This window comes from Providencia sp. PROV003 (assembly GCF_045040775.1).
GTDB classification, from domain to species: domain Bacteria; phylum Pseudomonadota; class Gammaproteobacteria; order Enterobacterales; family Enterobacteriaceae; genus Providencia; species Providencia huashanensis.
This window is the reverse complement of record NZ_CP096369.1, coordinates 609,684-635,104: the sequence shown is the minus strand read 5'-3', so window position 1 is coordinate 635,104 and position 25,421 is coordinate 609,684. Positions and strand designations below refer to the sequence as shown.

Sequence of the window (25,421 nt, the reverse complement as noted above, 5' to 3'; positions counted from 1 at the left end):
AATTTCTTTTTAAGAATGTAGATGGAATTACAAACAAAACGGTGGTTAGAAAGGTTTTTGCAGCTGGTTGAATTACCTAGTGATGGTATTTCTGCAAAAATGGAGTTTTTACATCCATGTTATCGTTTTTATATTGAATATATCAACAATAATATCATTCTTACCGTAGGTAAAAAGGTAGAGCTTGTTTATCAAGAAAATATATTAGAGAAATTATTAACACAATGCATCCCTGCGAGGACTAAGGGGACATTATTACGTCCTTGGGTAGGGGGAGGTTATCAAATGCTAAGTTGTAAATTAAATACAACGAGCTCTATTTCTCATTGGGTTTATTGTTTTAAAACAATGCAACGCTTACTTGATGAGGCTATCGGATTAAAATAATGGAATTTATTAGGCAATTTTTAATCGTTATTTCTCGCCGACAAGATATTTTTCTCGTTATTTTGTTGTTAGTCGCTATATTTATGATGATTATCCCGTTACCAACAGGGCTAATTGATTTCCTTATTGCACTGAACCTAATGATATCCATTCTCTTAATGATGATGGCCATTTATATTAAAAGCCCATTAGAATTCTCGACTTTTCCTGCGGTGTTATTAATTACCACTTTGTATCGCTTATCTTTAACAATTAGCACGACTAGGCTGATCCTCTTACAAGCAGACGCCGGCGATATTATTGATACATTTGGTAAATTTGCTGTTGGTGGTAATTTAGGCGTAGGGCTTATTGTTTTTATGATCATTACTATCGTGCAGTTTATCGTGATAACTAAAGGCTCTGAGCGTGTTGCCGAAGTTAGTGCTCGTTTTTCATTGGATGCAATGCCAGGTAAACAAATGAGTATTGATGGTGATTTACGTGCAGGTACTATTGATGCCGATGAGGCACGGAGGTTACGCGGTTTAGTCCAAAAAGAAAGTCAGCTTTTTGGTGCTATGGATGGTGCTATGAAATTTGTTAAAGGCGATGCTATTGCGGGTATTATCATTATATTGGTGAATATATTAGGAGGAACAGCTGTTGGTGTGATGGTGCATGATATGAGTGCTAGTACTGCATTTTCTACTTATGCGATTCTTTCTATTGGTGACGGTTTGATCAGCCAAATACCTGCTTTATTAATATCGATTACTGCTGGGATTATTGTGACCCGTATATCTGGAGAAGAAAAAAATAACCTTGCGGGTGATTTGGTTATGCAAATAAGTAAGCAATCGCAAGCAGTCGTATTAACTTGTGCTATTTTACTGGTATTTGGTTTTTTACCTGGTTTCCCAACGGTTTATTTCTTTATTCTATCAGCTATTGTCTTTGCAATTTCATTTTTTACTAAAAAAAGAACGGCGACAGAACAGGATGAATATATCAATTCAGATTTAAGTGGTAGTTCAGCTAACCAAACTATCAGCCCCGGTTCAACCCCATTAATTATCCGGATGGCTAAAGATTGTTGCAATAAGAATATATTGGCTTCTCAAATTGATATCTTCCGTTTCCAAAAGTTTGAGCAAATTGGTATCCCTTTACCGGAGATTAATTTACAAGTAGATAATAATTTACCCTCTGGTTCTTTAAAGATTTTATTATATCAGGAGGTTGTCCTCGATATCATTTTACCTAAAGGCCTGATGTTAGCCGATATTAGTTCACCAGATATTACCCAAGCTAAACAGAGAGATAAACTATCGTTCGGTGGTAATCAATCATTACAGTGGGTTTCACCTGATAATAAAGACGTATTATCAGCCATGAATATTACGCTTTATCAAGATGAAGCGACAATTATTCATTGTTTATCAATTGTAGTCGACCGCAATGCAAAAGAATTTATAGGCGTGCAGGAAACACGTTTTCTGATGGATGCAATGGAAGGGAAATATGCTGATTTAGTTAAGGAAATACAGAGGCAATTACCTATTGGGCGTATTGCAGATATACTTCAGCGTTTAGTTTTAGAAAATATATCTATTCGTGATCTACGCACAATCTTTGAGTCATTGATTGAGTGGAGCCCTCGAGAAAAAGACCCTGTCATGATAACTGAGTATGTGCGAATTGGCTTACGTAGGCATATTATCGCTAGACATAGTATAGGGCAGCCGTGGATCAGTGGTTGGGTTATTGGTGATAATATTGAGAATCATATTCGTGAAGCTATTCGGCAAACTGCTTCAGGTTCTTATTCTTCATTAGAGCCTAACTTTAGTGAAAGGCTAATAGAAAAGATTAAAGAGGTGACTCAGAATAATTATCAAACTCAAAATGTGCTAATAACGACAATTGATGTGAGGCGTTTCCTCCGTAAAGTTATTGAACGGGAGTTTTATGGGTTAAAGGTACTCTCATTCCAAGAGCTTGGTGAAGATGCTGAACTACGTATTATTGGTAATATTGATCTTATTGGGGAACATGAGTAATGCGTCAGCCCGATTATAATATTATTTATAATACATTGTTTGAACGTTTAAAGTTCCCTGTAAATAGCGAAAGCTTAAGTGTTCGACTAACGGGGAAAATCGTTAAAATTGGCCCAACATTGTTACGTGCATCATTACCAGGTGTCAGCCTTGCTGAGTTTTGCCACTTAAAACCTAGCGGTATTGATGCTGAGGTCGTTTCTATTGATGGTGATTATGCATTGTTATCCCCTTTTTCTGAGCCTCTGGGAGTTACCGTTGGGTCGGATGTTATTCCTACAGGGCATTGTTACCAAATTTGTGTTGGTGACTTTTTGCTTGGCCGTGTACTTGATGGTTTAGGTCGACCGCTTGATCACTCCAATCTACCTCAATATGGAGAGTATCGAACTCTGAACGCTGATGTACCCAATCCTCTCCTTCGGCAAATTATTGACACGCACTTGCCATTAGGTGTGCGTGCGATTGACGGGTTATTGACTTGTGGGATAGGGCAGCGAATAGGTATTTTTGCGGCGGCAGGGTGTGGCAAAAGTACCTTGTTAGGCATGATTAGTGAAGGGTGTGAGTCTGACATTATTGTATTGGCTTTGATTGGTGAAAGGGGACGAGAAGTTCGTGAGTTTTTAGAGCACACTTTAACCCCGCAAGCATTGAAGCGTTGTGTGATAGTTATTGCGACCTCTGATAGATCTGCGCTAGAGCGTTTGAAAGCTGCATATACGGCAACAACAATCGCTGAATATTTTCGCGACCAAGGGAAAAATGTGTTGTTAATGATGGATTCCTTAACACGTTTTGCCCGCGCATCAAGGGAAATAGGGCTTGCTGCGGGGGAGTGTGCTACATCGGGTGGATATCCCCCCAGTTTTTATGCTCAATTACCCCGTCTATTAGAGCGAGCTGGGCGAGCTGAATCAGGAAGTATTACCGCTATTTATACTGTCCTTGTTGAGGGCGATAACATGAATGAGCCCGTTTCAGATGAGGTTCGTTCAATTCTAGATGGACATATAGTTCTTTCGCGAAAACTAGCGCAGGAAAATCATTACCCTGCGATTGACATCAATGCGAGTATTAGCCGAGTTATGGGGCAGGTTACCAGTGAGCAGCACCGTAAAAATGCAGGAAAATTGAGAAAATTACAAGCTGCTTGGAAAGACATTGAACTGTTAGTCCGTGTTGGTGAGTATCAAACAGGGCAAGACCCTGAATCCGATGAAGCATTAATGAAAAGGCCAATAATCAGGGAGTTTCTTTGCCAACCAACCGATGAGCGGGTTAAGTTCCAAGATACACTGGATATGTTATGCAAAATTATCAAACAACCTTAACGGCTTTATTTGCTTTAAAAAAGCGCCGTGAAACGCGACTTCGTTCTATTTTAACGCAATTAAATCAACAGATAAGTGAGCAAATTCAGGTTAATGAAAGTTTGATGAAACTCAGGGAGGAACTCTGTGAGCAATGGAAACATTATGGTTCACATGAACAATTACTGACACCCAGTGCTATTAGAGAGTATCGCACTACGTTGACAAATTATTACCTGCAAGATCAGGCAATTCTACAAAAAAGTAGTATGACTAAAAGAATATACAGTGAATTACAGATAGAAAAAGAACAACAATTAAGTTTATTACAAGAAAATATAATCGAGCAAGAAAAACTAAAACTCCTAATGGAATAAACTATGTGTACTAAAGTAATGTCATCACGCCGCAATGTTATTATATTAAATAATGGTATGGACGATACGGCATCTCACCAAGATGCTCAACATCAGTTTGAAGAATTATTGACTATTCCAATAAAAGGAGGGGGCAATAATAATGATATAACACAAGAACGAAAGTGTTTAAGTTATATTGATGTGTCAAATAGCGCTGAATTATGTGAGCAGTTACTGAAAAAATTATCGTTGAATTGTTCTAACAATCAAAATAATCAATTAAAGTGGTGTTTAACAAATGGTCCATTAGCAGGGATGATTATTGAGGCTGATTATAATGAGGTAGGTATATCTATTTGTCTTTATTTGAATACTTCTTTATATAATCAAGAGTTGAATAAAATTATTGAGCAAATAAAAAGGGGGCTTTCGATAAAATTTAATTGCTCGATTTTTTTAAAGGTTAATCATGCCGATACCTGAAATTAATAATAGAACAGCAAAACTTATTCGTGCAGTAGGTACAGGTTGTCAATTAATCGGCGATGAAGGAACTCTATCTTTAACATTTGAGCATCGGAATTTGGCAATCGGTTTGTTACTGACAACTTGTATAAATGGTAATTCTATTGATTTTTGGGTAGATGAAAATGAATGGTGTCAATGGGTTAGTCCAGTACTTGCTATTCCATCATTTTCTATGGTTTCTGATGAGTTTAAGGACGTACTCGCGATATGGACAATAGATACTCTCAAGGCATGCATTGATATTGATGATTTTCAGTGGCCAACAGTTAAACAGATAAGCACGGGCTCTTTACCGCAAGGCGTGGGGTGGCAGTTGTGTGCGAAACATCATAATAGAATACTTAATTTTCACGTTATTGAAGCCCCTGATAGCTGGTTAGAGGTACTCATAGAGAACGGTTCGATAACTGATGAACAAGAAATAAGCTCGCCAATTATGATTGGGGCAAAGTTAGTGGCGGGTTGGTGTTTATTAAATAGTCAGCAAATATATTCTATACAAGAAGGTAATGCGCTGGTGCTTCAACAGCAAGCAGAGATTACCCGTGGAGAGTTTTTTCTTTTTACTCATCGTCCACTTGCCATTGTTTGTCAAGATGGCGAGTCAGGCATATTTAGCGTGGAGACATTAATGGATACTTTTGATGACTGGATTGATATACCTACAGATAGCTTAGCCAATACAGATAATCAAATTTCAAATACATTGATTCCTGTTTCAGTGGAAGTTGCTAATTTGAATATTTCAATTAATGAGCTAAGCCAGATCCGGCCGGGGTACTTATTTGAAAGTGAAAAACAATATAATACACCTGTTTCATTAAAAGTTGGTCATCGTATTTTTGCTTTTGGTACACTATTACGCATAGGGGAACGATTAGCGGTTAGAATAGATACATTATGCTAATTGATTTTATAGTGGCAGGTTAAGCTTGACTGCTTGTTGAGGCAATAGGCTAACAAGCAGTCAATAAATTAAATTTCATCATCAGGTGATAAATGATGATTGTCTGTGGGCGGTGATGATAAAAATAATGAAATTAATTTATTTGCTATATTAGTGTTATTTTCTGATATTGGTTCAATATCAAGTAATTCATCTGCTTCGTCATCTTCATTAAATTTATATATATCATTTCTCTCCTCTGAAACCTTATTTAGATTTATATTGTCGATATTTTTTTCTTTATTAATCAATGTGTTGTTTATTTTATTTTCAAGGCTATTATTATATTCATCTAAATTTGACTCCATAATTTTCAATTCGGAGTTGGAAGAGATTTCGTCAAAAAACTCACTCCAGGTTAAAGTGTTTTCCGTATTTTTATTGTTTAAATTCAATGTGTTATCATCAATTAATGGACGCTCATTATTAGGCTCTTTTTTTACGGTAGTACAAGCGATTAGCGCCATACACGGTATTATTAAAAGAATGAGTTTAATCTTCATTTTTGGGGTTTTCTTTTTCATAGCTTAAATTCATAACCATACGCAAAATATTAGCGACAGGTTCAAATAAGCTTGGGTGAATATAATGACCTACTGAGGTTTTCTTCGCTAATGCACGGGCTAAATCAATACTCTCTACAATAGGTACTCCTGATTTCTCTGCAAACCTAATAATATTTAAGGCTCGGCTATTAAAGCCGACTTCAATGACTTTCGGTAATGGTGTTTCATTAATTTTATAATACAGACATACTGCAACATGTGTTGGGTTCTTAATCACGACCGTTGATTTAGCGACATTTTTAGATAAGCTCCCACTTTGAATTTCTCGGTGTATTGCTTTTCGTTTGCTTTTTAATTCAGGGTTACCTTCACTATTTTTATATTCTTTTTTAATTTCATCAATAGACATCATCAATTTCTTGGTGTTGTTATATCTCTGAAATGCGAAGTCAGCAATACCAAATATAATATAGAATCCAATTAGAGTTAAAATCATCCAGTAAAGTAAATGAATACATAAAATAACGCCATTAATAACAGGGTTCAAAGGTAAAAACTGTATTGAATTAGTGTTTTGAGCTAGTAACAAGTAAAAAATAAGTGCTAGTGTTACTGTTTTAAATATAGATTTAACAAATTCAAATAGATTCTGCATTGAGAACATCTGTTTTGAATTAGATAATATATTGAGTTTTTTAAATGATGGTGTTAACGCTTCTGTTGCCAATAATGGCCCAACTTGAGCCATTATGGTAAAAACAGACGTCAATATGATAACGCCGGCTAAACCACCAGTAAAACGGATCACGATAGAAGAGAAAGTATTTAGCCACTGGCCAATCGCTAAATGACTATCATTGTTAATAAAATTAATATTAGTATTAATCATCAATTTTAAGGCATTCCAAAGTTCAGGGCCTTCAAAACTAAAATAAGTCAGTAAAATGACTAGCTGCATACCGCTGGTTATTTCATTACTTTTCGCTACTTGGCCTTTTTTTCGCGCATCTTTGATTTTCTTCGATGTGGGCTTTTCTGTTTTCTCACTCATTGAAAAAGTCCCATAAATTTAGGCTGATATTCAAATAGTCTAGGCTATAGGCCAATAAATGTTGGAACGCAAAACTGAAGCAGATAATCAGCATTAATAAGGAGAATGCACTTTTGATTGGCATCGCTAAGAAGAAAACATTAAGTTGTTGCGCTGAGCGGTTAATTAACCCTAAAGCCATATCAACTAAGACGATGACGACTATGGCTGGCATTGCAAAGCGAATACCTAGTTCATACATGAGTTGCCATAAACTGGAGATAAAAGAAAAAGCATCAATATGATAATTTAATGTACTGGCTGGTGGGATAGAAATATAGGAATTATAGATAGCCGCTATTAGTTGGTTAAAACCTCCACTAATAAGAAAAATAACATTAAATACTTGGCTAAATAACACTCCAAATAGCGAGGATTGTTGCCCTAATAATGGGTTAATGATACTTGCCATTGAAGAACCGCGCATGGTATCTATTATTGTTCCTGCTGCATCCATTGCCCAAAAGGGAATTGCAGCACAAAAACCGAGTATTAACCCAATGCTCACCTCACTAATAATTAACCATAAGTATCCACTAATATTAAGGTTAGATTGGGTCCAATTGGGGTACATATAAGCAATAGGTAATATAATCACTAAAAGTAGTGAGTTCCTAACTAAAGTACCGCCTAGGTTAGAGCTATTCAGCAAAGGAACAAGAAGAAAAACACCTAAGCAGCGTAACATGCTTAGTCCAAGGATGGGTAGGTATTCAATCCAGATGGTCAAGAGCTTACTCCCTCATATGAAGTATCATGTCAAAAACTTGATCTGCATAAGTAAGAATTACGTCACCCATCCAGCGATAGCTGATTGCAAGTGTAATAGAAACAGCAATTAACTTGACAAGAAATTGAATTGTCTGTTCTTGTATTTGGGTTAATGCTTGTAACAAACTAATTAAAATTCCCACACATGATGCGACGACGACGACAGGTAAAGATAAAAGTAAAACAAGCCACATCATTTGTTTTGCTAATTGGATTACCATAGTTTCACTCATTATTTATGGCCTTAGTGTTACGAAAATGAAAGAATCAGTTGCCTAAGTAATTTTTCCCAGCCCCCCATCAATACAAAAATTAATAGTTTTAAGGGCATAGATATTGTCATCGGCGAAACCATCATCATTCCCATTGCGAGTAATACATTGGAAACAATTAAGTCGATTGCAATGAACGGTAGGAATAACAATAAACCTATTTTAAAGGCTTCAATAAGTTGGCTAACGGTAAAAGCGGGGAGTAGGATAAGTAAAGATTCATCTGGAATTTTATCATGATACTTTTCAGGCCAAATTTGATGACCGATATTGGCAAAAAAAAATTGTTGTTCAGGGTCTGTATTTTTTTTAAGAAACTCTCTATAAGGTAATAATATATTTCTTTCAACTTTCTGAATAAATAGCGGTGATTCTATTTCTATAGGCTCATTAATTAAATTACTTTGGATAGCAAGAATAATAGGGGCCATTGTAAATAAGGTTAAGACGAGTGCTAAGCCATAGATTGCGATATTTGGTGGTGTTTGCTGGATACCTAATGCATTACGCAGTAAAGAAAATACAATCGCTATTTTTAGGAATGACGAACCTAATACGAGAGCTAAAGGAAAAATAGATAGCATAAATAATATAAGAATCAATTGTAATGGCTGGTCTAATAAAGGCATCTAAAAATTCCAGAAATATTATGTGAATGATATTATGAGGTTGGATGCTGTTTTTGAGTATAAGGTAAAAGCCTGAGTTTATAAGGCTTTTAGTTCCCTCACCATTGTTCAATGTTTATTTTTTATGGATAAGTTGTTAATTTATATGGTTGGTTACGCTAAAGTGTAACTGTATATTAATATAAATATCGTATTTTTATTTATGCTAGAAATAATTCCATGTTTTATTTGTGATATTATCCTGATTAAAATGTTTATGAGGTGAATGTAATTATAGTTAACAGTTAAATATAGTAATTGTTTTGTGTGTTTCAATAAAGTAATTACAAAATTAATTTTATCATTTCTATATTGATAAGTTATATTAGTGATATTTCAAGTATATTCAAACATTACTTTTTTGTTGCTTTTTTAAATTTAATCATAATTAAAATTCATGTTGTATACTTATTGATAATTTCATTTTTTTACAAGGAATGATATTTATCAAGAAAATTATCTGGCGGGTGACATATTATTTAATTTTGTTTTGTTACTATTTGTATTTGTGAATGATTTATTGTTTTGTATTATACCAAAAATGTATGGGAGAAAAATTAATTCTGACTGAATATCTCAGGGCTATAGATTATTAGATGATATTTTTATAATCTCTGTCTGTAAAATTATAGGTAAACCAATGAAAAAAGATCATATGGCTGAAATAAGCGAAAGTATTATTCATGAAATAAGAACCCCGATGAATGGTATTATTGGTGCTTTAGAGTTATTGCAACAGACATCACCAACACATCAGCAACAAAATTTATTAGCAATCATGCGTACATCTGCTGATTATATGCTAGATGTTATTAATAATTCATTCAATTTTAAAGAGATAAACTATAACTTAGGTTATGAATTGGTTGATTTATTTGAGCTTATTGATAAGGTCATGGTCATTGTTAGTTTTGAGGCAAAAAGAAAAGGATTAGCGTTATCAACGTATATTTATCCAGATACTCCTAAAAAGGTAAGGGTAAGCCAAATAAGTTTAATGCAAATACTTATTAATCTAATTGGAAATGCGATTAAATTTACAACTGAAGGTTCTATAAAGATTAAAGTAGGTATAGATAAATCTAATTTAGTTTTCGATATTATTGATACTGGAATAGGTATTGATATCAGCCAACAAAATAAAATATTTAAACCATTCTTTAAGGTGAATTTAAATGAAAATGGCAGTGGGTTAGGGTTAAGCATATCAGCAAATCTTATTAAGCTAATGAAAGGTAAAATAAAAATACAAAGTCAGTTAGGGAAAGGAACTCATTTTAAATTATATATTCCAATGAAAAGCGATGAGTGTTTAAGGAAAGTGTTTAATTCATCAGCTATAAAATATATTGGCTTTGGTCAACAATTACGTTTATGGGAAATTAATCTGAACTTAGGAAAGAGAAAGTTATTAGACTATTCAGATTTTAATGTCCCATCTGGCTTTTTTTGTAATAATTCATCTGGATTTAATAGGAAACATAAAGGGAAGCAACATAACTTAGCGTCTTCTACTTTATGGTCATTAAAAATTTTGGTTGTTGATGATGTTTCTCTGAATCAAAATATAATAAAAATAATATTGGAAAATATGGGGCATCAAGTAGATTTAGCAAGTTCTGGTTCTATAGCTATTGATTTAGGCAAAAAAAACATTTATGACATGGTTCTAATGGATTTGAATATGCCAATGCAAAATGGGTTTGAAACGCTTTTACGTTGGAGAACATTAGAAAATGAAATATTAGACAATGACACTCCTATTATTGCCACAACAGCGGGGGATAGAGGTATACAGTATAATGATAATACAAATGTGAAGTTTAATGATTGTTTATTGAAGCCATTTAATATTGATAGATTATCTGATCTTATTGAAAAAGTTATTATGATTCAGTTGGGAAGGGGGATTGAATTAGCTCAAAATAAAAGAAAAAATGATGCCATAATTAATATCAATGAATGTGATGATTTGAGGTCTAGGTTTAAATCAACATTTGAACAGTTTTCAACGCAAATTGAAATTGCATGGCATGAAAAACAGGGAAATAAATTTTTAGCAGTATTGCATTCAATAAAAGGGTGCGCAGCGTTGACAGGTATAAATGGTATTTATGATGCTTGCCAGTACTTAGAGAGCAAAGTTAAAATTGGTGAATGGTCTGAGAAAGATAAGCATATTTTATTAGAGCAAATATCTCTTTATTGCTAATTTTTATTTATTTAAATTAATATGTAAATGATAAATGATTTATCGACTAATCATTTATCATTTTAAATGTATTTTTATATTTTAAATATAAAAAAACGGGCGAAGTTATAATGAAATTTCTATTTTGTTTTACTGTTTACATAAATTAATAATTTTACTCATGAAAGAGACGAAAGTATTTATTGCATCTGCTGCGGATTCTCCATTTTTTAAAGCAAAAGGTGAAAAAACAGCTCTCAATTCTATATAGTCATTAATATTTAATAAGGCAGGCTGCCCAAAGTAAAAATATTGGTTAGTATTATCCATTAATTTTGACAATATTATTTCACTATGTAAAGCAGTATTCAGTTCATCTTTGGGGCTTAATACTGACCATATCATGGGCATCTCATCTACCGTGAATATATTAATGTCAGGCATCTCATGTAAACTAATAGTGATTGCAGAGTGGTTATCAATTTTATTATTTTGAAGTATATCTTCACGCCCTATATGGCTAATTGCACTAGTAACTAATTCAGCTAAATCAATATACATTCAGTACCTCCGGATGATAGCGTTTCCATATTATGACAATGATTTCTTCTACTTGGTAATGAGAGTTTAAGATATGGTATATTTTCTCTCTCAATATTGAATTGTTTGTTTCATTCAGTCTATTAGTCAGGTCTTCTTTAGAAGCATTGATTCTGAATAATAGGCCATCACGATAGCCACCTGATTTATCTTGTTTTAATTTACGTTCTAAACTCGTTAACTGTGACATTTTTTTATATTTAAAGGTTAATTGGAATTGATAAAAAATTTTGTTTATATATTAACATTAGAGTATTCATACTGAGAGAATACACCTTATAGCCATTTGGTAAAATACTTCCTTTATATAGTCTCATATTGTTAGATAGTTGTAGGTAAATATATTCATCATTACCTCCAATACTTATAATTTTCCCAGGTAAAAATTCATCAATAATATTTTTGTTAGGAATGTTTTGATAGTTTATTTTCATTCTTGTTTTTTGTGACTTATTGAAATCACTAATGATAATATTTAATTTTTCTAAATCTTTATCTGGAACTTTTCCGCTAACTAATAATTTATTATTTTCAATTGAAATATTCAGTCCCTCTAAAAGTGATTCTGAATCAAGAAAATGGAGTGTTTTTTTAAATTCTTCTGAGCGGTCATTAATGACAACCCAACTTTTTAATAAACTAATTTGATTTATTTGAGTTTGTGTTTGCTGCCAATGATTATCAAATTGAATATCACCATAAATTTTCACGCTATCTAAGCTATTACCTTGAGTAATATCAATATCATGATAACCATTCATTTCTAGTGTTTGACGAACTAGGTTATGTAGTGTGCTAACATCGATGCTTTTATTATAAAAGGAGAAACCAAATTGGGCTAATTGCTCTTGTAGTTGATAAATCGTATTTTTTGAAACTGATACGCCGCTGAGATGAATTATGCCATTATTATCAAAGCTTGCTTGCAAACCTAGGTGATCTGGTTGTTTCATTTGTTGCTCTAACCAAATAACTTTATCAAATGGCTCCTCATTTTCTGGAGATATGTCAGTTGAGATCCCTATAGCAAGGAGTACTAAGAATAAAAAAATGATGGCTATTGTTAGTGTAACAACGTGAGTTTTATTTTTATTTCTTCTTAGCGGAATTGCTAATGTTGGTAATGGTTGTTCTATATCTCCAAATATAAAGACTAATCCAGCGAGGTCTATCACTCTTTTTTGAGGCAATAGCTCATTAGTTTCCCAAGGCAACCCATCTACCCAAAGGGGAACAGGCTGAGACAAGCGAATGCCTTGTTCATTCACGATCAATAGTGTTTCCGCATTTAACTCTAGTGGTAAGGCGATATCAGGTGTTTCTCCCCCTAAGCGAATTTCACCGAGTGGGAGTGCTAATTCTCGACCCGCTAATATTCCACTTAGCCATTTTAATTTATAAAGAGGTTTCATCATTGGTATAGGTTGGCTGGCTGTGCTTTAATAAGAAACAAGCGTATTGTGCTACGATTATTTTTTTGAGAAGAGTTAAATAAACCTCCAATAATAGGAATATCACTAAGCAATGGGATTCTGCGTTCACCCTCACTATGCTCATCTTGTACAAAACCACCTAATAATAAGCTTTGCCCAGCTTGCAAAAGAGTTTGGGTAGAAACTTCAGAACTTAGTGTTTGAGGTAGTGGTTCTAATTCACTAGTTGAATGGATTTGCCTACCATCTTGAATTGATAGGGTTAGCATGATTTCTTTTTTTCCCTGCTCTTCAATTAGCCGAGGTGTTACCCGTAATAATGAGCCTGTTGATATCGAGTCCAATTTTGCTGTATTGTCAGCTATGAGTTTTGTATGGAATGTGATACTCCTATCTAGAACAGCTTGGTTATTATCTAATGTTACAATTGAAGGGCGAGATAATATTTGTGCTTTAGCATTTTGCTGAAGTGCATTGAGTTTAATCATAAAATTACTAGTATTAGAAACGATAGAAGAGAAGCTGCTGGTATCAGGTATTCCGTTATTATTTAAGCTTATATTTCCACCGCCAATTTGGGCGGATGCTGACCAATCAATGCCCAATGTACTTAAGTCTTCGGCATTAACATCAACAATGAGCACTGATATTTCGATAATAACTGGTTTTTTATCTAATTGAGTTATGAGTGAGGCATAGCGTGGCATTGTTAGTTTTCTATCACGAATAATAATTGCATTTTGTCTTTGATCTACAGAAAACATAGGAAGATTGCTATCTGTTGGAGATGGTTGCCCTTGGTTTTGTAATAATGGTAATGTTCGGCCCTGAGCCATATCTTTTAGGACACTAATAATGCCGGGGACAATAATTTTTTGGCCTCGATATTCATAATTTCCATCCGCTGCATTAGCGTACTTGAGAGGAAATACACGGATCTCTTCTTGGTTTTGGTCTTGATTTAATTTTTGTGCATCAATACGGGTTGCCATTGTCTCAATGCGTTGAATACATATGGGAACACCTTGTATTTGTAGGGTATTAGATGCAGAAATAATACTAGCTTGGCAGTAAGGTTGACCTAATATATTACTGTTTTTTAATTGCTGAATAAAAGTATTTATATTTAAATAAGTTGGAGCTATAAGTTCGGAGCTTACTTCTTGAGCTTTGTAGAAATAAAGTGCTTGTCCATCATAGTACCAAGCGAGCTTATGCATACGAGAAATCTTATTTAATGCTAATTCAGGGAGCATTTTAGGGATGGTCCCGACAAAAATATCATCTATTTGATTACTCACAATTACAGGAATATTATAATTTGCTCCGAAATCACGTAGGACTTCTGAAAGCTTACTTCCTCTACTCGAAATAAAAAAAAGTGAGTCATTTTTCCATGGTATTGTCGATGCTAAAGCCCCATAGCAATGTAAGGCAGCTATTGTTATAAAAACAAATAATATTCTTATCATTATATTAGTTCTAATTATCGGTTAATATCGTGTTTGTATAGTGTTTAAATAGCCATTTAACTAGTTTAGTCTGTTGATATATTAGCTTTTTATACTGCTGATGATTTAGTTCTTTGCTGTAATGACGTAGTAAATATAAACGGTTAGATTCTAAAATAAGGCTATCATCAGTAAAACTGCACTTAGATGCCAGCCATAAACAAACATGCATTAGCCATTTTGTATTTATATTTTGTAAGCCAGTATCTATCGCTAAGCACATACCATAAGCATAGTTCCCCACCCACGCTGGGGTACCATTAATATCAAGGAGCACTCTATCGGTTAGTGAAGTTATCTGTTTTATGTTTTCTTGGGCTATGAATGGAGCTGGGAGTTTCATATAACCTCTACAATGATAAAAATAGAAGCGTATTTTGAAGCGTTTTAGAATTTAAGATATAAGGTAATACCCTGAATTATATTTATTTATATTTCAGCCAGTTTTATTTTTTAGTATAAAAATATAATATTAATTAACTTTCTGATTAGCAAAAAATATTTCACTATAAATTATTATCTTAAATATATAGGGGCTATAGATATTCCACTGGCTTTTCATGATAAGTTTTAGATTAAATATGTGATTGGAACGATATCATCAAAACATATCAATTTATTTGTACTGTCTTTTTATGGCAACTTAATAAAACCTATATGAAGGATAACGGGTAAATGCTTTTATCTTTACCGTGTGATTGATAAAAATAGGGAGACAGTAGATGTCTATTATTCACCAATCTGTAATCGTCATGCTGCCTATAAATTTCTCAAAGGATATTAAAAACGTATGCCTTGGGGCTGCAATCAAAAATCGTAAATACCGATAAGCACGCCGTTTTAATTAAAAGGACTAATTATGCCAATATCAGCGTTGCAGTACAGAGTTACAGCAGGAGCTTATCAGAATAAGCTGCACAATAGTTTTAGGATGAACCCTATAGAACATACTCGGGGCATAAACTCTGACCATTCAGCCATTCCGGATGAAACACACCTTTTAGGACGAAGTATTAGCAGAGTTGTCAATTCTCATGAACAGTTGAGCAGATCATCGTATCAGACTACAAATCCGCGACAGGGTATAGCAGCCCCACTGCTAATGTTGCTAACCGAAGTTCAGTTAACCTATACCCCTGTTGTTGCAACTAGCCCAACAACGGTATCCGAGAGCGAAATGAAACCTTCAATGTCTGAAAATGTTGAGCAATCGGCTAACAGTAATCACTTCTGGGAGACCATCCAAGAGGCCAGTGTATTACCTGCAGCAGGATATCAAGATAAAGAAAAAAAGCTGCCTATAAAAAATCGGTCATCTAGATATGCGGTTTTTAAACAGAAAACGACGACCCCTCCACCTGAACCTGATGATGTTAAAACCGTAAAGTTGGATTCTTCGTGTTTTGAAAAAAGACAAAACTTATCCCGCCCAGATGTATTCAGACAGATTGGTGAAACTTTAAGGAACCCAGTAAGTGAACTTGCAAAGGAATCTCAGGTTATTCATTATTATAATAATAATTACGGATGCCCAACCCCAGAAGAAAGGGTAAATCTTTTATCGATAACCTCAAAGGTAGACAAAACGATATCGGCAATTACAGCATTGCTACCTGGTAGTCAGCCACTTGTGGTTACACAAAGATTGGGTGGGGCTCTATTCAGAATGATAGCGGATAGCATCGATAATAAACAACTGAATACGGATGATTTATTTGAAGTAAATGACCAACTTATTACTTTGGGTAAAAGCATCGTAGCTACCTCCCCAAAAGATTCAAAAGGACAAACAATTGAAGGTCAGTTAAGGGTGCCTGAGGGCTTATCTTTTAAAAATAACAAATTGTCAGTTAATATTAAAGGGACTGACAGAGAGTTTATTATTAAAAATGGTAGATATTTTACTAATATCGATGGTAAGCACCGAAGAATATCTTACTCTTTGAAAAATAAGCAATGGGTAAGAACTCCCAAGTACATTAAAACATCAGGTGAAAAAGTTTACTTCCCATTTAGGATAGGTAAACTATTAAATGGGAGCATAGACAAAAAAACACTGGTTTCAATAAGCCCAAATCAGCATGGTATCTATACCGTAACAAGTCAAACATCTGCAGGATCCTTTCATGCAATAAAAATTGGTTATGAGTTCTATCGTTACATCCCAGAAAATGGAAGGAGTGCGAGTTTAAGTGGTGTTATAAAAACTGACAGTGCTGACATAAAGGTGTCTCGGTTCGGTAAAAGATATTTCATTGTCAATGAAAAGAAGAAATTATCCGTAAACTACTCACCATGTCGACTGGGGCGATCACCGGGTTCTTCGTGCTTACATTTTTCTGACGGGCTGATAAGCAAGCTTAATGAGAACAGGAATAATGGGGTCCCCGAAAGACGAATCCGAGGGATTAAACCATCTGAAACTAATCCTGGATTATATGAGTCGGAAAAAGGGACACTTTATCTAAAATACGATAATGTTTATTTCAAGTTAATTAGCTCACAGGGTTGGATAGATGAGCCACAGTTTATGGTTACGGGTAAAAAAATATTTGGTAGTAAGAAAATAACCCCTGTTTGTTTTAGTAGGGAACGAGGATTTAATTATATAAATACGCCTCTAGAAAATATGATGGAAAGTGTTGGCATGCCAGAAAAAGTGGCAATGTCTCATATAAAAAACCAATCTAAGATACAACCAGTAGTCATTGGTACAGGAAGTTTAAGTGAGGTTTATGATATAGGGGATGGGTTTGTTAGCAAAATCTATAAGAGCAGAATTAATAAGACTCACAAAAGTAGGCTCTCTTCAGCAAAAAAAAATGCAGAAGGATTTAATCGGTATTATGGAAAAGGTTCAGGTACAGTAAGAGTTACTCCATACAAAGATGGTTCTGCAACGGTGTCAGTGAAATTGAAGAAAATAGATGGGTATGTATTAAGTAGTATTAAAGACTTATCTAACCCTGAGTTATTAGAAGAAATAGAGACGGCAATTAAAACGAGTAAACCATCTGAGAAACTATCTTCTTTATTGCAAAGTCATGGGATCTCACATAACGACATAAATAAGGGGAACATCATATATAATAATGGCGAGTTCTTTGTGATAGATTTTGACTCAGCCGATTTTTTACCAAAAGGTGAGATAGTTAGTGAGTCAAAAACTAATACTATGAGAAATAGTTTCGACCGTATCTTTAATGAAATCTTAAGAGAGATAGGAAACCGCAGAAAGGAGCACTAAAGGCAGGAACCTTGTGAGGGCCTGTGCCTGATAAATGGGCTATCCGTGCGGGTAATGAACCGGTATTGATATCCGATAAGGGGTTCGGATATCAATCAATATTTCTATAGTGGTTATAAATATATTTATAATATTAAATCAAGCACACTAACTATTCGTTTATGATATGAAAGATAATTTAATGATTGCTGCTAATGGCTGAGGTCTATTTTTAAAAGTGAGTTAGATGTAAAGCCAGTTATGGTAATGTGTGTATCTAATCTAGCTATTCGGTTGATTTTAGGGAAGATGGATAGCTTCTCCTAAATGTATGAATAATATTGATATTTAATATTTGTTACTTTTTATTTTTTGTTTAGAACTGTTAATCGTTTTATATTGTTTCACCTTAAATTTAGATGATGTTAGTCACATTTCTACACAGATACATACAAGGTTATAAATCAACGCAATGGTGATTTTATGTTAAAAAAAGCAAAGTTAATCAATATTCCAATTGAATATATAGAAAAATATCAATACTTTAAAAAAAACGGATATACTTCCTTATCTCTTAGTTCCTTTATTATTGAGGCAACTAGAAAAGCACTTGATGAAAACAAAGTAGAGGATCAAAATGAAATGTTAAAATCGCGCACTCGAATTACTCTAACTCGATAATACTATCTCAGTATTTTATAATGACACCGATAGCCCCGAAAGGGGCCATTTAATATAAAAAATATAAATTTAATATCTAAAAAACATATTTTAAACTAACTAAATATTATTGATAATAAGTTAATGTCTAGAAATCTCACTCTTATTTATAATTTAAATAGGGTGTAAATGGTTTTTTACTGTATGTGTAGATTACACATTTTTAATAGTTCAACCGCTGTGAGTTTAAAGCTGGTTAAGCACCCAAGTAATGAACGAAAGTTTGAATATAAAAAAATATCTAAACTTATAGAACTGTCTTTAGGTTATATATAATAAAGGAATAATATAGATAATGGTTTTTTACATGACTTCCTAACATGAAAGGTTAAAAAAGAGTTTCATGGGAAAATCTCAAGGATAGTTATGAATATGGTTCTTTGTTAAGTAAGGGCTTTATTGGCTGTCTTAGACAGTGCTGATTGAGTATAGTGAGAATTAAAAACCCGAGTTCTATGGCGTAACCTAACCACCTTAAAGCGTTTAGAATTATTAGAGCTATCTAATTATAAATTTCAATTTCGAAAAATTTAAATTGGGGGTTAAGTGTACGGCGGTTCTGTCTTCCGAGATGATTGCTTATTTTAATTCGACCATGACCTCGGCCGCGCTTGGGACTTTTCGGTGATGGCTTTAATCAAGCAATGAGCAGATTGTTTTGGTTGATGGTGAGCAATATCACGCTCACCAATTCGGATGACCGTATTTTTATGTGTTCATCTTAAGGTAAATTTTCAGCACATGCTGCTGCTGAACTCCATGCCCACTGGAAATTATAGCCGCCTAACCAACCCGTCACATCCATGACTTCACCAATAAAATACAAGCCAGATACTTTAAGCGATTCCATCGTTTTAGATGAAATTTCATGTGTGTCCACTCCACCAAGTGTAACTTCAGCGGTACGATAGCCTTCAGTCCCATTAGGTTGTACCTGCCATTGATGTAAGGTGTTATGTAGTGCTTCAACCTGAGGGTGATTAAGTTGCTTTAGTGGACACTCAGGGATTTGCCCTAGCGCCTGTAATACCTCGATTAACCGTTTTGGTAATAATTTAGCCAGTGTATTTTTAAGTGATTGGTTAGGGTGTTTTTGTTTTTCCACCATAATAAAGTCAGTTAATGAAAGGTTAGGAAGTAAGTTAATACTTACATACTCGCCAGGAAGCCAGTAACTAGAAATTTGCAAAATTGCAGGCCCAGAGAGACCACGGTGGGTAAACAAGATATTTTCTTTAAATACGGTCCCATCCATTGCTGTAACCTCAGCAGGAACGGATATACCTGAAAGTACTTGTAATGCTTCTAACAGTGGCTTGTGTAAAGTAAAAGGCACTAATGCTGCGCGTGTAGGAATAATGGTATGCCCAAACTGTTCTGCGAGACGATAACCAAAGGGTGTTGCACCGAGACCTGGCATAGATAACCCTCCGGTTGCAACAACGAGTGAGTGGGCACTCACATTTTCCCCGTTGATAGTAACTAAGAAACCATTATCTGTTTTTTCGACGGTGGTGACTTCACTGCGTAGCTTGATAGCCACATTTGGTAAATCACATTCAGTTTTTAGCATATCGACGATATCTTGTGCGCTATTATCACAAAAAAGCTGCCCTAATGTTTTTTCATGGTAAGCAATATTATATTTTGCGACCAAGGCAATAAAATCCCATTGTGTGTAGCGAGCAAGTGCTGACTTACAAAAGTGAGGGTTACTTGAAAGGTAATTGCTATGTTCTGTGTACATGTTTGTAAAATTGCACCTGCCACCCCCGGACATCAATATTTTTCTGCCGAGTTTTTTTCCGTTATCAAGCACCAGCGTATTTAAGCCTCGTTTGCCAGCGAGTGAGGCACAAAATAAACCTGCTGCACCTGCACCTAAAATAATAACGTCAATATTTTTCACAATAAGGTTCTCTATATATTTGATTTTAAGCATAATTACATTATGAACATAGATATTTTACGTCATCTTGTCATGATTGTAATGTAAAGCTTTGAGGTAGAACTGATGAAAAGTATGTAGGACGTATTATAATTAGAGAAATTCGGCAAAAAATAGCAAATGATGATTATTTTCTGGAAACATCGTTAAAAAGTTGCAAAAATTCAGAATAAATTTGTTTAAGCCAATCTATTGAAATATATGGGGTAATTACTATGAGGTACTTTTTTGATGGGTAGTTAAATCAAAAAAAGGTTAGATTTTGCTTCCACCGCCAGCGTTTGTCACTGATAATGCGCCGCGTTCATGTCCAACATATAATGGCTTAACGTCTATGCTACATCTTTTTACAGGTTTAGAATTTCATACAGGTCTATTATTAGTTCTAGCACTGTTATTTGTGCTGTTCTATGAGGCTATAAATGGCTTCCATGACACCGCTAACGCGGTAGCAACGGTTATTTATACCAGAGCAATGCGGGCTCAGTTCGCAGTTGTCATGGCAGGGGTTTTTAACTTTTTCGGTGTCTTGCTGGGAGGGTTGAGCGTTGCGTATGCAATTGTCCACCTCTTACCAACAGACCTCTTGCTTAATGTGAGCTCAGCTCACGGCCTTGCAATGGTTTTTTCATTGCTTCTGGCTGCAATCATTTGGAACCTTGGAACGTGGTACTTAGGTATCCCTGCTTCAAGTTCACATACGCTGATCGGGGCGATTATCGGGGTGGGTTTAACCAACGCGATTGTAACTGATTCATCTGTAGTTGATGCCTTGAACGTACCGAAAATGATCAGTATTTTCATGTCATTGATTTTATCTCCCGCAATTGGTTTTGTGATAGCTGGTTTGATGATTTTCTTTTTGCGCCGTTATTGGAGTGGCACAAAGAAACGTCGTCGAATTCACTTAACCCCAGCAGAACGTGAGAAAAAAGATGGGAAGCGTAAGCCACCATTTTGGACGCGTACTGCATTGATTTTATCTGCGGTTGGTGTCAGTTTCTCCCATGGTGCGAACGATGGCCAAAAAGGCATCGGTCTTATCATGCTGGTGCTAATTGGTGTTGCGCCAGCGGGCTTCGTGATGAATATGAATTCAAACGGCTATGATATCGCTAAAACGCATGATGCGGTTGTCCACCTGCAACAATACTATGAAACACATAAACCAGCGTTAAACCATGCGATAGAAAATGCCCCTGTGGTGGCTGAAAGCAGCGATGAGCCCGGTGGTGAATTCCACTGTGATAGTTCCCGTACTGGTGCGATTTTAAATCAAGCGCAAACCATGCTGGATGGCATTCAAAGCTATGAAGAGCTAACGCCTGATCAACGTAATCATGCACGTCGTTTATTGATGTGTATCTCTGATACCGCAAATGCTGTTGCTAAGTTACCAGAAACGAGTTCGAAAGATGCGAGTTTACTGAAAAAATTGAGTAATGATTTGCTGTATACCGTTGAGTATGCGCCACTTTGGATCATCATTGCTGTTGCCTTAGCGTTATCGTTAGGTACCATGTTTGGCTGGCAGCGCGTTGCTGTTACCATTGGTGAGAAAATTGGTAAGAAAGGCATGACTTATGCGCAAGGTGTTTCCGCGCAAGTCACGGCGGCGGTTTCCATCGGTGTTGCAAGTTACACTGGGATGCCTGTTTCAACGACGCAAGTTTTATCTTCAGCAGTCGCTGGTACCATGGTTGTCGACGGTGGTGGTGTGCAAACTAAAACCATCAAGAGCATTGCTTTAGCGTGGCTACTGACTCTGCCTGTCTCAATTGTGTTATCTGGCGGTTTGTACTGGCTATCATTGCTGTTTATCTAACAGCGCTTAACTTGGCTTCATATCGTTTGTATGGGGCCTTTAAACGTTACATGAACATAGTAATATAAATATACGAAAGAGTGATGGCCTTACGGCCATCACTCTTTTTTTATCGTTAGGTGGGTGAATATTATTAACCTGTCACTAATAAGTAGATTAGGCTTACAGCAACAAGAATGCTAAGTCTACTTATCATCATAAATTGCTTACGAATTCGCTCACAGCGTAAAATGACTTCTGGGTCGTAGTGGTCAATATATTGTTTATTATTGATGTACCTAACCAATCGCAGCTGTTTGTTCAGTTGACCATGGGTGGTAAAAAACCCATTACCATCAACGGATTGGTAGAGCAGAGGGTCTGAATCCCTTAAAATGGACAATAAAACACGAATTGAAGAAAAATACCGCATCATATTCAAGATACATAAAATACATAATGCCCAAAACAATGCAATCATACTGAACATAATCCCCTCCTTAGAACCTAGGGGCTATTGACCTTTTGATTGGTTCTCTCAGCAGCAAAGCTATCGCTTTACCGTAATGCTATTGATTTTCATGCCTTGTATTAATGAGAAGTGACCAGCAAAGTTCAACTGCGCCTAGCTCACTGCAATTGTCACAAAGGAAATACAGCAAAACGTTGCACTTAAACTAAGTTTTTTTATTGTAGGATATATTCTTGCTTAAAAAAAGTGCAGCGGGCACAAAATTATGATGACTATTTGTTTATATTGAGAAAATTGTCAGTAGTTTCTATGTATGTTCGTCTAAAATATAAAAGAGCATGGGAGAATGTTTTACGCAATTTTAGTGTATCCTTAGCTCAAATTGTTTAGGCAAATATATTAATATTGAATGAATGATGTTATTGTTTTATAAAATGTTATATGAACTGATGATTTAAAGGTTAATCTGCTTAGATGTGATCAAAGCAACACTTAATAATCACAATTTGCAGGTATAGTATTCATAAAGATGTGGTGAAGGCATAACCACTGGATAATCAGCATTTGGAAGGAGTTTACTTATGGCTTACAAACATATTCTTGTGGCGGTAGATTTATCACCTGAAAGTAAAGTATTACTGGATAAGGCTGTCTCTATGGCAAAACCTTACGGGGCCAAAGTATCCATGATCCATGTTGATGTGAACTATTCGGACCTATACACAGGTCTTATTGATGTCAACCTTGGTGACATGCAACAGCGTATTACGGATGAAACTCGTAACGCTCTGAAGGACTTGTCTGCAGGTGCAGATTATGAAATCCAAGAAACTCTTAGCGGTAGTGGTGATTTAGGCCAAGTACTGGTTGATGCGATTAAAAAATATAATATGGATTTAGTCGTCTGTGGTCATCACCAAGATTTCTGGAGCAAGTTAATGTCATCTGCTCGTCAGCTAATCAATACAGTTCATGTGGATATGTTGATTGTGCCATTAAATGACGATGAAGAATAAGTCACATCGCTAAATTAGAAAAATTATTCACTAAAAACGCTTGCTTATGCAGGCGTTTTTTTTGTTACAAAATATGTACTTCGAGGTGGTTATTGGCAGGTCAAGCGATTTATTTTGCATTACAGTGAAAAAAAACCTTGAATTTAGAATACAAACTAATGATATATTCAATAGGCAAACACAAATCAACCTCACATTTCCTAAAAATAATGACAAGAAAGAGTGAGGCACATCACAACAACTACATGTTAAAAAGGAAGACATAGATGACACAATCACTATCTTCGTTCTTGGAGTCTGTCCAAAAAAGAGATCCTTCACAGCCTGAGTTTTTACAAGCTGTGCGGGAAGTATTCACTTCTCTTTGGCCTTTTTTAGAACAAAATGCAAAGTATCGTGACCAAGCATTACTTGAACGCTTCGTTGAACCTGAGCGCGTTATTCAGTTCCGCGTATGTTGGGTTGATGACCACGGCAAAGTGCAAGTGAACCGTGCTTGGCGTGTTCAATTCAGTTCAGCCATTGGGCCATTCAAAGGTGGAATGCGCTTTCACCCATCCGTTAACTTATCAATTCTGAAGTTCTTAGGCTTTGAGCAAACACTGAAGAATGCGTTAACAACATTACCGATGGGCGGAGGCAAAGGGGGGTCTGACTTCGATCCTAAAGGGAAAAGCCATGGTGAAGTGATGCGTTTTTGCCAAGCCTTGATGACTGAATTATATCGCCATATTGGCTCAAACACTGACGTACCTGCTGGGGACATTGGTGTGGGTGGACGTGAAGTCGGTTTCATGACCGGTATGATGAAAAAACTGTCTAACGACACCTCTTGTGTATTTACGGGTAAAGGTCTGTCTTTCGGTGGGAGTTTGATCCGCCCAGAAGCGACTGGCTATGGTTTAGTTTACTTTACTAATGCGATGTTAAAACGCCATGGCTTAGGTTTTGATGGTATGCGAGTTGCTGTTTCTGGTTCAGGTAACGTAGCACAGTATACGATTGATAAATGCATGGAACTGGGTGCTAAAGTTGTCACAGCTTCTGATTCAGGCGGTACTGTGGTGGATGAAGCTGGTTTCACAACAGAAAAACTGGCTCGTTTAGAAGAAATCAAAAATAACTATGGTCGCATTGAAGAGTATGCCAAAGAGTTTGGTTTAACTTACTTAGCGGGTCAGCAACCGTGGAATGTGCCAGTGGATATTGCGTTACCTTGTGCAACACAAAATGAGCTAGATATTGATGCTGCAAAAGTGTTGATTAAAAATGGGGTCAAAGCAGTCGCAGAAGGGGCGAATATGCCAACAACCATTCCGGCAACGGAGTTGTTCCTAGAAGCGGGTGTTTTGTTTGCGCCAGGTAAAGCCGCGAATGCGGGTGGGGTGGCAACGTCAGGTTTAGAAATGGCGCAAAATGCGGCTCGTCTCAGTTGGAAAGCTGAAAAAGTAGATGCTCGCTTACATCACATCATGCTGGATATTCACCAACACTGTGTTGAATTTGGGGGTGAGGAGAAACAAACAAACTATGTTCAAGGCGCTAACATCGCAGGTTTCGTGAAAGTCGCAGATGCAATGCTTGGGCAGGGTGTGTTGTAATTCTCTGACCTGTAAAC

At 35.7% G+C, this 25,421-nt stretch carries 24 protein-coding genes; 13 read left to right on the top strand and 11 right to left on the bottom strand.

Translation table 11 applies throughout. The features are described from left to right. The first annotated feature begins 21 nt into the window (after positions 1-21). The 6 genes from M1F14_RS02730 to M1F14_RS02705 are packed head-to-tail and all read left to right on the top strand — an operon-like array spanning position 22 to position 5,536. Entirely contained in the window at positions 22-387 is a 366-nt protein-coding gene (locus M1F14_RS02730; protein ID WP_042848609.1) for a hypothetical protein, read from the top strand. Further along, on the top strand, positions 387-2,429 hold the full coding sequence (locus M1F14_RS02725; protein ID WP_042848608.1) for an EscV/YscV/HrcV family type III secretion system export apparatus protein: 2,043 nt from the start codon (positions 387-389) through the stop codon (positions 2,427-2,429). Before M1F14_RS02730 ends, M1F14_RS02725 begins: the two co-directional genes overlap by 1 nt. After that, positions 2,429-3,763 (top strand): type III secretion system ATPase SctN, encoded by a 1,335-nt coding sequence (gene sctN / locus M1F14_RS02720; protein WP_042848607.1) that lies wholly within the window; start codon positions 2,429-2,431, stop codon positions 3,761-3,763. The genes M1F14_RS02725 and sctN overlap by 1 nt, the downstream gene beginning before the upstream one ends. Further along, entirely contained in the window at positions 3,739-4,119 is a 381-nt protein-coding gene (locus M1F14_RS02715; RefSeq protein WP_042848606.1) for a hypothetical protein, read from the top strand. Before sctN ends, M1F14_RS02715 begins: the two co-directional genes overlap by 25 nt. 3 nt (positions 4,120-4,122) lie before the next feature. Then, on the top strand, positions 4,123-4,584 hold the full coding sequence (locus M1F14_RS02710; protein WP_042848605.1) for a hypothetical protein: 462 nt from the start codon (positions 4,123-4,125) through the stop codon (positions 4,582-4,584). Further along, positions 4,571-5,536 carry a FliM/FliN family flagellar motor switch protein gene (locus tag M1F14_RS02705; protein ID WP_129467235.1) on the top strand — a complete coding sequence of 322 codons (966 nt, stop codon included), beginning with the start codon at positions 4,571-4,573 and terminating at the stop codon, positions 5,534-5,536. The genes M1F14_RS02710 and M1F14_RS02705 overlap by 14 nt, the downstream gene beginning before the upstream one ends. A gap of 68 nt (positions 5,537-5,604) precedes the next feature. Here the strand turns inward: M1F14_RS02705 and M1F14_RS02700 are convergent, their stop codons facing one another. From M1F14_RS02700 to sctR, 5 genes are read right to left on the bottom strand one after another with little or no spacing between them, the layout of a single operon-like run. Continuing rightward, on the bottom strand, positions 5,605-6,099 hold the full coding sequence (locus tag M1F14_RS02700) for a hypothetical protein (RefSeq protein ID WP_181468923.1): 495 nt from the start codon (positions 6,097-6,099) through the stop codon (positions 5,605-5,607). Beyond that, entirely contained in the window at positions 6,068-7,132 is a 1,065-nt protein-coding gene (locus tag M1F14_RS02695) for an EscU/YscU/HrcU family type III secretion system export apparatus switch protein (protein WP_042848602.1), read from the bottom strand. The genes M1F14_RS02700 and M1F14_RS02695 overlap by 32 nt, the downstream gene beginning before the upstream one ends. Then, a complete protein-coding gene (gene sctT, locus M1F14_RS02690; RefSeq protein WP_042848601.1) occupies positions 7,125-7,901 on the bottom strand; it encodes a type III secretion system export apparatus subunit SctT in 777 nt (258 codons plus the stop codon). Before sctT ends, M1F14_RS02695 begins: the two co-directional genes overlap by 8 nt. Positions 7,902-7,905: 4 nt before the next feature. Further along, positions 7,906-8,175 carry a type III secretion system export apparatus subunit SctS gene (gene sctS, locus M1F14_RS02685; RefSeq protein ID WP_042848600.1) on the bottom strand — a complete coding sequence of 90 codons (270 nt, stop codon included), beginning with the start codon at positions 8,173-8,175 and terminating at the stop codon, positions 7,906-7,908. A gap of 17 nt (positions 8,176-8,192) precedes the next feature. After that, positions 8,193-8,843: a type III secretion system export apparatus subunit SctR gene (gene sctR / locus M1F14_RS02680; protein ID WP_042848599.1), complete on the bottom strand. Its 651-nt coding sequence runs from the start codon at positions 8,841-8,843 to the stop codon at positions 8,193-8,195. Positions 8,844-9,522: 679 nt separating this feature from the next. On the opposite strand from sctR, the gene M1F14_RS02675 reads away from it, so the two are divergent. Further along, a complete protein-coding gene (locus M1F14_RS02675; RefSeq protein ID WP_181468925.1) occupies positions 9,523-11,094 on the top strand; it encodes an ATP-binding protein in 1,572 nt (523 codons plus the stop codon). A 129-nt stretch (positions 11,095-11,223) separates the two neighbouring features. On the opposite strand, the gene M1F14_RS02670 is transcribed toward M1F14_RS02675, so the two are convergent. The 4 genes from M1F14_RS02670 to M1F14_RS02655 form a co-directional block, all read right to left on the bottom strand. Next, entirely contained in the window at positions 11,224-11,634 is a 411-nt protein-coding gene (locus tag M1F14_RS02670) for a hypothetical protein (protein ID WP_048605565.1), read from the bottom strand. 239 nt (positions 11,635-11,873) lie between these two features. Continuing rightward, positions 11,874-13,088 carry a type III secretion system inner membrane ring subunit SctD gene (gene sctD / locus M1F14_RS02665; RefSeq protein WP_048605564.1) on the bottom strand — a complete coding sequence of 405 codons (1,215 nt, stop codon included), beginning with the start codon at positions 13,086-13,088 and terminating at the stop codon, positions 11,874-11,876. Beyond that, complete coding sequence (locus M1F14_RS02660; protein WP_072065725.1) at positions 13,085-14,578, bottom strand: EscC/YscC/HrcC family type III secretion system outer membrane ring protein; 1,494 nt, start codon at positions 14,576-14,578, stop codon at positions 13,085-13,087. Before M1F14_RS02660 ends, sctD begins: the two co-directional genes overlap by 4 nt. Before the next feature lie 10 nt (positions 14,579-14,588). Next, a complete protein-coding gene (locus tag M1F14_RS02655) occupies positions 14,589-14,960 on the bottom strand; it encodes a hypothetical protein (RefSeq protein ID WP_042848594.1) in 372 nt (123 codons plus the stop codon). Between the two features lie 351 nt (positions 14,961-15,311). Between M1F14_RS02655 and M1F14_RS02650 the strand changes: the two genes are divergently transcribed. From M1F14_RS02650 to M1F14_RS02640, 3 genes are all read left to right on the top strand, one after another. After that, positions 15,312-15,401 carry a hypothetical protein gene (locus tag M1F14_RS02650; RefSeq protein WP_220129033.1) on the top strand — a complete coding sequence of 30 codons (90 nt, stop codon included), beginning with the start codon at positions 15,312-15,314 and terminating at the stop codon, positions 15,399-15,401. Positions 15,402-15,476: 75 nt separating this feature from the next. Beyond that, a complete protein-coding gene (locus M1F14_RS02645) occupies positions 15,477-17,864 on the top strand; it encodes a hypothetical protein (protein ID WP_181468926.1) in 2,388 nt (795 codons plus the stop codon). Between the two features lie 462 nt (positions 17,865-18,326). Then, entirely contained in the window at positions 18,327-18,524 is a 198-nt protein-coding gene (locus tag M1F14_RS02640) for a hypothetical protein (protein WP_042848593.1), read from the top strand. 760 nt (positions 18,525-19,284) lie between these two features. Here the strand turns inward: M1F14_RS02640 and M1F14_RS02635 are convergent. Then, positions 19,285-20,472 carry an NAD(P)/FAD-dependent oxidoreductase gene (locus tag M1F14_RS02635; protein WP_181468928.1) on the bottom strand — a complete coding sequence of 396 codons (1,188 nt, stop codon included), beginning with the start codon at positions 20,470-20,472 and terminating at the stop codon, positions 19,285-19,287. A gap of 373 nt (positions 20,473-20,845) precedes the next feature. Here M1F14_RS02635 and pitA point away from each other — a divergent pair, with 373 nt between their 5' ends. After that, positions 20,846-22,336, top strand: coding sequence for an inorganic phosphate transporter PitA (gene pitA, locus M1F14_RS02630; protein WP_042848657.1), 1,491 nt, complete (start codon positions 20,846-20,848; stop codon positions 22,334-22,336). 133 nt (positions 22,337-22,469) lie between these two features. Here pitA and uspB read toward each other — a convergent pair whose 3' ends face one another. Beyond that, positions 22,470-22,805, bottom strand: coding sequence for a universal stress protein UspB (gene uspB / locus M1F14_RS02625; protein ID WP_042848591.1), 336 nt, complete (start codon positions 22,803-22,805; stop codon positions 22,470-22,472). A 563-nt stretch (positions 22,806-23,368) separates the two neighbouring features. On the opposite strand from uspB, the gene uspA reads away from it, so the two are divergent. Both uspA and gdhA read left to right on the top strand, forming a co-directional pair. Beyond that, entirely contained in the window at positions 23,369-23,803 is a 435-nt protein-coding gene (gene uspA, locus M1F14_RS02620; RefSeq protein ID WP_042848590.1) for a universal stress protein UspA, read from the top strand. Between the two features lie 266 nt (positions 23,804-24,069). Further along, complete coding sequence (gdhA, locus tag M1F14_RS02615; RefSeq protein ID WP_048605562.1) at positions 24,070-25,404, top strand: NADP-specific glutamate dehydrogenase; 1,335 nt, start codon at positions 24,070-24,072, stop codon at positions 25,402-25,404. Positions 25,405-25,421: the final 17 nt, after the last annotated feature.

Bases quoted from the DNA above. Each gene is read 5' to 3' on its own strand.
- M1F14_RS02730 (WP_042848609.1), top strand. From the start codon at position 22: ATGGAATTACAAACAAAACGGTGGTTAGAAAGGTTTTTGCAGCTGGTT.
- M1F14_RS02655 (WP_042848594.1), bottom strand. From the start codon at position 14,960: ATGAAACTCCCAGCTCCATTCATAGCCCAAGAAAACATAAAACAGATA.
- uspA (WP_042848590.1), top strand. From the start codon at position 23,369: ATGGCTTACAAACATATTCTTGTGGCGGTAGATTTATCACCTGAAAGT.
- M1F14_RS02710 (WP_042848605.1), top strand. From the start codon at position 4,123: ATGTGTACTAAAGTAATGTCATCACGCCGCAATGTTATTATATTAAAT.
- M1F14_RS02640 (WP_042848593.1), top strand. From the start codon at position 18,327: ATGTTAAAAAAAGCAAAGTTAATCAATATTCCAATTGAATATATAGAA.
- M1F14_RS02725 (WP_042848608.1), top strand. From the start codon at position 387: ATGGAATTTATTAGGCAATTTTTAATCGTTATTTCTCGCCGACAAGAT.
- sctS (WP_042848600.1), bottom strand. From the start codon at position 8,175: ATGAGTGAAACTATGGTAATCCAATTAGCAAAACAAATGATGTGGCTT.
- sctN (WP_042848607.1), top strand. From the start codon at position 2,429: ATGCGTCAGCCCGATTATAATATTATTTATAATACATTGTTTGAACGT.
- M1F14_RS02695 (WP_042848602.1), bottom strand. From the start codon at position 7,132: ATGAGTGAGAAAACAGAAAAGCCCACATCGAAGAAAATCAAAGATGCG.
- M1F14_RS02660 (WP_072065725.1), bottom strand. From the start codon at position 14,578: ATGATAAGAATATTATTTGTTTTTATAACAATAGCTGCCTTACATTGC.
- M1F14_RS02715 (WP_042848606.1), top strand. From the start codon at position 3,739: ATGCAAAATTATCAAACAACCTTAACGGCTTTATTTGCTTTAAAAAAG.
- uspB (WP_042848591.1), bottom strand. From the start codon at position 22,805: ATGTTCAGTATGATTGCATTGTTTTGGGCATTATGTATTTTATGTATC.
- sctD (WP_048605564.1), bottom strand. From the start codon at position 13,088: ATGATGAAACCTCTTTATAAATTAAAATGGCTAAGTGGAATATTAGCG.
- M1F14_RS02700 (WP_181468923.1), bottom strand. From the start codon at position 6,099: ATGAAAAAGAAAACCCCAAAAATGAAGATTAAACTCATTCTTTTAATA.
- pitA (WP_042848657.1), top strand. From the start codon at position 20,846: ATGCTACATCTTTTTACAGGTTTAGAATTTCATACAGGTCTATTATTA.
- M1F14_RS02645 (WP_181468926.1), top strand. From the start codon at position 15,477: ATGCCAATATCAGCGTTGCAGTACAGAGTTACAGCAGGAGCTTATCAG.
- M1F14_RS02670 (WP_048605565.1), bottom strand. From the start codon at position 11,634: ATGTATATTGATTTAGCTGAATTAGTTACTAGTGCAATTAGCCATATA.
- M1F14_RS02675 (WP_181468925.1), top strand. From the start codon at position 9,523: ATGAAAAAAGATCATATGGCTGAAATAAGCGAAAGTATTATTCATGAA.
- sctR (WP_042848599.1), bottom strand. From the start codon at position 8,843: ATGCCTTTATTAGACCAGCCATTACAATTGATTCTTATATTATTTATG.
- M1F14_RS02705 (WP_129467235.1), top strand. From the start codon at position 4,571: ATGCCGATACCTGAAATTAATAATAGAACAGCAAAACTTATTCGTGCA.
- gdhA (WP_048605562.1), top strand. From the start codon at position 24,070: ATGACACAATCACTATCTTCGTTCTTGGAGTCTGTCCAAAAAAGAGAT.